At 44.2% G+C, this 6,263-nt stretch carries 9 protein-coding genes; 1 reads left to right on the top strand and 8 read right to left on the bottom strand.

The genetic code is table 11. The features are described 5' to 3' along the window. The 4 genes from fapR to AC1DUA_RS19150 all read right to left on the bottom strand — a co-directional run. Nucleotides 1-395, bottom strand: a 395-nt coding sequence (gene fapR, locus AC1DUA_RS19165; protein ID WP_477501289.1) for a transcription factor FapR, incomplete at its 3' end; no start/stop codon positions are given. A gap of 122 nt (nt 396-517) precedes the next feature. Further along, entirely contained in the window at nt 518-691 is a 174-nt protein-coding gene (gene rpmF / locus AC1DUA_RS19160) for a 50S ribosomal protein L32 (protein WP_145656583.1), read from the bottom strand. Nucleotides 692-729: 38 nt separating this feature from the next. After that, complete coding sequence (locus AC1DUA_RS19155; RefSeq protein WP_477501288.1) at nt 730-1,239, bottom strand: YceD family protein; 510 nt, start codon at nt 1,237-1,239, stop codon at nt 730-732. A gap of 90 nt (nt 1,240-1,329) precedes the next feature. After that, nucleotides 1,330-2,454 (bottom strand): SepM family pheromone-processing serine protease, encoded by a 1,125-nt coding sequence (locus tag AC1DUA_RS19150; RefSeq protein ID WP_477501286.1) that lies wholly within the window; start codon nt 2,452-2,454, stop codon nt 1,330-1,332. A 126-nt stretch (nt 2,455-2,580) separates the two neighbouring features. Here AC1DUA_RS19150 and AC1DUA_RS19145 point away from each other — a divergent pair, with 126 nt between their 5' ends. Beyond that, nucleotides 2,581-3,864, top strand: a complete 1,284-nt coding sequence (locus AC1DUA_RS19145; protein WP_477501285.1) for a nucleoside recognition domain-containing protein — start codon at nt 2,581-2,583, stop codon at nt 3,862-3,864. Between the two features lie 7 nt (nt 3,865-3,871). On the opposite strand, the gene coaD is transcribed toward AC1DUA_RS19145, so the two are convergent. From coaD to AC1DUA_RS19125, 4 genes are all read right to left on the bottom strand, one after another. After that, a complete protein-coding gene (gene coaD / locus AC1DUA_RS19140) occupies nt 3,872-4,375 on the bottom strand; it encodes a pantetheine-phosphate adenylyltransferase (RefSeq protein WP_477501284.1) in 504 nt (167 codons plus the stop codon). A gap of 22 nt (nt 4,376-4,397) precedes the next feature. Continuing rightward, nucleotides 4,398-4,961 carry a 16S rRNA (guanine(966)-N(2))-methyltransferase RsmD gene (gene rsmD, locus AC1DUA_RS19135; protein WP_477501283.1) on the bottom strand — a complete coding sequence of 188 codons (564 nt, stop codon included), beginning with the start codon at nt 4,959-4,961 and terminating at the stop codon, nt 4,398-4,400. Nucleotides 4,962-5,441: 480 nt separating this feature from the next. Next, complete coding sequence (locus AC1DUA_RS19130; RefSeq protein WP_477501282.1) at nt 5,442-5,822, bottom strand: YolD-like family protein; 381 nt, start codon at nt 5,820-5,822, stop codon at nt 5,442-5,444. Then, nucleotides 5,819-6,263 (bottom strand): DinB/UmuC family translesion DNA polymerase (locus AC1DUA_RS19125; protein WP_477501281.1); only part of this gene is annotated, 445 nt, incomplete at its 5' end. The genes AC1DUA_RS19130 and AC1DUA_RS19125, both read right to left, overlap by 4 nt.

The raw sequence follows: 6,263 nt of genomic DNA, 5'->3' as shown, positions 1-6,263 counted from the left end.
GTCAAGGCGATCGGATCGTCGATAACGGCAACGGCGAGGGAATTTGCTTGTGAGAATATATGATGTCCTCTTGCAATTTTGGTTCTTGAGAAAACATGATCTTCTTTAATTTCAAAAATCGAAATACCGCTTTGATCCAGCTGTAAATCGATCACTTCACCAATGACTTCTTCAATGGACAGTGAACGCACTTGATCGTACGTTTTGACAGCCATGTGCTTCATACGTTCCCGCAGCTCAGGAATACCTAGTTCCAATCGGTCTAACCGGACGGTTTGGATGCTAACCTGAAACGTTCGCATCAATTCCTCGTCAGTCATAAAAGGATTTGCTTCAATTGCTTGAAGCAATTGCTGCTGCCTTTGTCGTTTAGGAAGGCGTTCGATGGCTAGCACCACCTTATCTCGTGAGATCTCATCTTATTACCAGATACTAAACTGTAGTATATTAAATTTAGAACCAAAAAGAAAGCAAAAAAAATAGCACCTCACACTAGGATGAAGTACTATGCTTATTCTTATGCTTTTACGATATCTCTACCTTTGTAAGTTCCGCAAGACTTGCACACGTGGTGAGCCAGCTTCAGTTCTCCACATTGTTCACATTTCACCATGCCTGGAACTTCCAATTTAAAGTGAGTACGGCGCTTGTCGCGACGAGTTTTGGACGTTCTCCTTTGAGGTACTGCCATATTCAAAACACCTCCTTAATCGAATTTCGGGCGTTGCCTTATTCTTTGTTAAAAAAGTCCGCGAGACCTGCAAGCCTAGGATYAATTCTCTCCTGCTTACAGCCGCAATCTGTTAGATTGCGATTTTCTCCACACACGGGACAGAGACCTTTGCACGCTTCGTCACAAAGTGGTATGTATGGTAAACCAACCACTACATTTTCTACAACGTAAGGCTCTAAATCGACTTTATCTCCAACTACCAAATGAATATCCTCATCAAGATCTGGGTCTTCTTCCTCTGGCTTTTGCATGAAGACTTCCTCAAAAGGAAGTTCGATTGTTTGATTRGTGTGCGTTAAGCATCGTGAACAACTTAACTCCAAGTCTAGCGTTAACGTTCCGTTAACTTTTGCTACTCCATCTTCATGCGATGCAAGAAGATCGACACGTACTGGACCATGACTAAGAATATCTTGACGCCCTTCAAAAGGAGTCGTCAAGTTCATCTCTTCCGTCATATGGACCGGTTGTCCTTTAAGAGAAAGCTCTCTAAAACGAATCTGCATGTTTTTTCACCCCAAACAAACAAAGATTATTATATCCAGTTTGATTGCCTTTTGTCAATTATAATTCTATTTACTTTCATTCCAAAGAGCTTACTTAGGAGGCAGCGCCGCTAGATATTTAAGGGCATCATCCATCGTGCCAATCTCGACAATTTTCATCTTCGTCTTAATTTGATTAGCTCTTTGGACGGCATCTGAATAATTCGTAATTTTGGTACCGTCTTTGTACGTGATGTCTTTGGGAGCAAAGAAAAAGTCCGCCTTCTCTCGATCCGCGGCAATAATCTTATGTTGAATGCCTCCGATTGGACCCACGGTGCCATCTGTTTCAATGGTCCCCGTTCCCGCAATACGATATCCCTTCGTGATGTCCTCTGGAACCAGTTGATTAAAAATCTCTAACGAGAACATCAACCCTGCCGAAGGCCCTCCGATTTCTCCAGCCTTAATGGAGACCTGTTGATCTTCTTGGTCTGCCTTGACCGCCTGCATATCAGCCGGAACGACGCCAATGCCAGCACGAGGTTCACCCGTTTCCCCTTCTTGGAGAGGAAGCGCGCCTAGCGCCAGTGACGCCTGCTGTTCCACTTTATCCCTGGCATATGTAACGGTGATGGATTCCCCGGCTTTCTTCCCTTTTAGCGCATCAAGCAAGTCCTGAGCTACCTTCACATCTTTCTCTCCAGCCTTCAGCAGCACATCGCCGGGTTTGAGCACCTTTTCTCCCGATAAGCCTGGCAACGTCTGCAGCACCATAACGCCCTCATGATTGATGTGAAAAGGAACCTTCGCATGCGTATATGCGGCTTGAATGGCACTCGCTTGTGAGGTTAGCATGACATATTCTTGACGCTGTGTATACTCTTGCTCGGATTCACCTTTGCGTAAAACACTCGTTTTGGGCTGAATTTCTTCATAAGGATGTACAAGACCAATTAAATAATTCACCATATTGGCATCAGCTACACGAACTGTCGTGAGCATCAACGTCCCCTTTTCCGTATCAGAGCCTCTGGGTATGGTCACCATCGGTTTAATTTCTTCCGCCGTTCCTGGCATGAAAATAAAGAATGGTAAGCGTACAAAAAACAACAAGTAAATAATCACAATTCCGACAAGCGCTGAAGCTAAATAACGCCTCGTCGACGATCTTCTCGGATATTGATAGGAATCATTAGACCACGTGTGAATTCGATTCTCTTCTTCGTTTTCCATGCAGGTTCCCCTTCCTGATGCCTACTACAAGTTATGACTCTCTTCAATCGGACAAGAATGAAAGCTTGGTCTAAACCTCTGTCTTTTTGCGTACAAATGAAGCATGTTAAAGGATGAGGTGAAACCATGCAACCTTCAAAAGTAAGCTACACTCCTAAGCTGACGACGCTCGTACTGGGTTTCCTGGCTGCCCTTGTAGTTGTGTCTATCATACTTTTCCCTGACAAAGCATTTCAATCTTCACTCGAGGGACTTACGATTTGGTGGAAACTCGTCTTTCCGGCGCTGCTGCCTTTCCTCATTATGGTCGAGCTGTTGATTGGTTTTGGCGTCATTCAAGGGACAGGCGTTCTACTAGACCCACTAATGAAAGTAATATTCCGGTTACCCGGCGTGGGCGGTTGGGCGTTAGCCTCAGGCCTTATTGTAGGATTTCCTAGCGGAGCCAAAATTACTGCCACCCTTAGCGAAAAAAAACTCATCTCACGAGATGAGACTGAGCGTTTAACTGCCTTATCCCACCTATGCAGCCCTTTATTCTTAATTATGGTTGTGGGTATCGGCTTTCTGCACAGTGCAAAACTTGGTCTTGTACTTGCCATCGTCCATTACACAGCCGCTATTGTCACAGGCTTCTTAATGAGATTGTCTAAAGTACCTCAGAAGGTTTCAGATACTCAACTTAAGTCTGATCATAAGACGTCAGGCTCTATCTGGAAGCTAGCCCTATCAACCATGCGACAAGCCTATTTGCACGATGGCCGTGCGTTCGGCAAGCTCTTAGGCGATGCAGTTCTATCCTCTGTTCAAACGTTAATGCTGATCGGCGGATATATGATGATTTTTTCCGTAATAATTAATGTCATTACCATTACCCATCTTACAGAGGCTCTTAAACCACTGATTTCGTTCTTATTACGCTTTTTGAATGTCCACGCGGATACCTCACCACAATGGATGATGGGATTAATGGAGATTCATCTCGGAGCCTATTCCTGGAGCCAAGTCCAAGGTGTCTCCTTACTACCACAAATGGCGCTTATCAGCRCATTCCTTGGCTGGGGAGGTTTATCAGCTCATGCGCAAGTGGCTGGATTTCATCAAAAAACAGAGGCAAGGTACCGCTTTTTCTTCCAGTCCCGTATCTTGCACGCCGTGCTCGCCTTTGTTGGTACCATCCTGCTCTGGAAACCTCTACAGTTCCTTCTAATAGATGCTGAGCTAGATACTGAACCAAGCTTTCTCTGGTTGGATCAAACATCAAACACGAACACACTATTCGCTTCTCAGCTGAACGGCGGCTCGATATGGGCTTTATGGGGGGTTACACTTATTCAGTTCCTTCTTTTGATCATCGCCATGCTGACCATATCTAGCTTTATAAGCACTCTTCGAAAAAAAGCCCACTAGATAGCTCTTAAGTTCTTGGAAATTTATTTTGAAGCGCTAGTTCCACTTCGGGAGGTACTAAATCTACAACTGGCCCATGGAACCGGGCAATTTCTTTGACGATGCTGGAGCTTAAGTAAGAATATTGGGGCTTCGAGGTCATAAAGAAAGTCTCCACATCGGAGTTCAGCTTGTGATTCGTTGACGCCATTTGAAGCTCGTATTCAAAATCAGAAACAGCCCGAAGACCGCGCACAATCAGACGCACATTGCGGTGCTTCATATAATTTACCATTAAGTCCCTAAACCCATCCACCTCTACATTCGGCAGATCCTTCGTCACTCTGCGGATAAGCTCCATTCTTTCTTCCAAAGTGAAAAGAGGGTTTTTGGACGTGTTATTCAGTACCGCAACAATGAGCTTATCAAATACCTTCGCTGCTCTATGTATAATATCAAGGTGGCCATATGTCACCGGGTCAAAACTTCCCGGATATACAGCTACAGTAATGCCGTGTTCTTGTTTCATCATGCTGTCATCTCCTCTCAAAAGCCTATTCATCCCCTACTGATTGCTTGTAAATTGTTACAGCGGTATCTCCATAGTCCGCTCGTCTCTGTTGCTTGAATCCGCCTATGACGTCGTCTAGCACATCTTTCGCGTCGTGCTCCACGACAATCGTGGTATTCGCCTCAATGATAGCTTGTACTTCCATCGCGTTGATTAGATCCACAATCACTTTCATTTTATATGGCGGATCTAGAAAAACTAATTGKAACTGCTGCTCTCTTTTGGCTAACGCCTTCAGTGCTCGAGCGGCATCTGTCCGGTAAATCTCGGCTTGATCCTTGAGACCGGCCACTTGCAGATTATGCTGGATCGTGTCGATACTCTTCTTCTCGATATCAATGAAGACCGCTTTATCCATCCCGCGGCTCAAAGCCTCGATGCCTAGCCCACCCGTGCCTGCGAACAAATCGAGAACCTGCCCCCCATCAAAATAGGGACCGATCATACTGAAGATCGCTTCTTTCACTTTATCCGTTGTTGGTCGTGTGCTGATACCGGGTACCGCCTTTAACGACCTGCCTTTGGCACTGCCTGAAATCACTCTCATCTTGCGCTTTTCCCCTTCTGACTGGCTCATTCTTTTGCTATCGTACCACAAGCCCTATTCTGACACAAAAATTTTGTGCCTGCCATGTATAAATTTCCTGTAAAACGGTCATCCTTGAACTATCGACATCAGAGAATGTCGTAGACAACCGCGGAGAAGACTTACGTTTCCCCATAAGCTCTTCGTCCGGTTTCTCCTCTCCCATGAGACGGCCTGTAAAAGGGCCGTCGTATTAATTTATAGTACAGTTTTAAAATTGCCTTGATATATCAAGGTTTTACATATATAACAGTCCTATAAATATCGAGTGGTACAGGCATAAAAAAACACACAAGGGTACCGATAAGGTACCAAATGAAAAGAATTAGATCTAATTACAATTAAATTAACCATAAATAAGCCCACGGGAAACTTCCCATGGGCTTATTTTTTCTTCATTAATAAGAGTACTGCCCTTAGGAGCAGGCTCTCATTATTTTTTTATGAATCGATCATTCCTTCTTYTGTCCATTCATTGCATAATTCAGCTTTAAGAACATCTCTGTAAGCAATCCATTCCCAATCCTCTACTCCGCTAAAARTTCCTACTATATCTAATCGAAATTCACCATGCCTACTACGTGCTACAATACCGGTAACTGATCGAGTCTTAAACTCTTCATATAAAGTAAGTACAACTGGTTTTTTATACATTTGCGACAAGCTCAGCACAGCTGATATGTTTTGAATTTCTTGCTCGTCTCGTATAGGTCGTGATAAGCGTTGAGCCTCTTTTCGATTTCTAATCGCTGACTCTTTATGTTGAGGAAGCATCATCCGACTGGACTCCCAAAGTCCGTTAAGCTCTAATTTCTTACTCATCTATAGTGACCTCCAATTTTACCAGCTCGATCCTCTGCTAGACCAGCTTTCATTAAACTCGAAGCGCGAATAATTGCCGTATTGCCAAAACGGTCTTTAATCCCATCTAGAACGCTATCAAGTTTCCGTAGCTTAGTTACGTCTTCAAAGAGATCTAGCTGTGTAACTTCCTCGTCATCAAGTGATCCTAGCGTAACGCCAACTTTTCGTACCGGATGTCCATTCCAATTACGATGAAAGATCTCACGAACTGACTTGAAAACTTTCAGAGTATTATTTGTAGCAAAGGGCATCTTGCGCTGCTGACTAAAACCTGTTGGTGCATCGTATGGTGAGCACATGCAGAATACATGAACGGTTCCGCTCGTATACCCCTTAGCTCGCGCATCGCGGCAAACTTCTTCCGTTAATTCCAGTAGCACAATATCTACTTCTTCTTCC

The sequence above is a fragment of the Paenibacillus sp. 01T422 genome, from assembly GCF_056398785.1.
The sequence above is the reverse complement of the archived record's forward strand: the minus strand, read 5'-3'. Positions and strand labels throughout refer to the sequence as shown.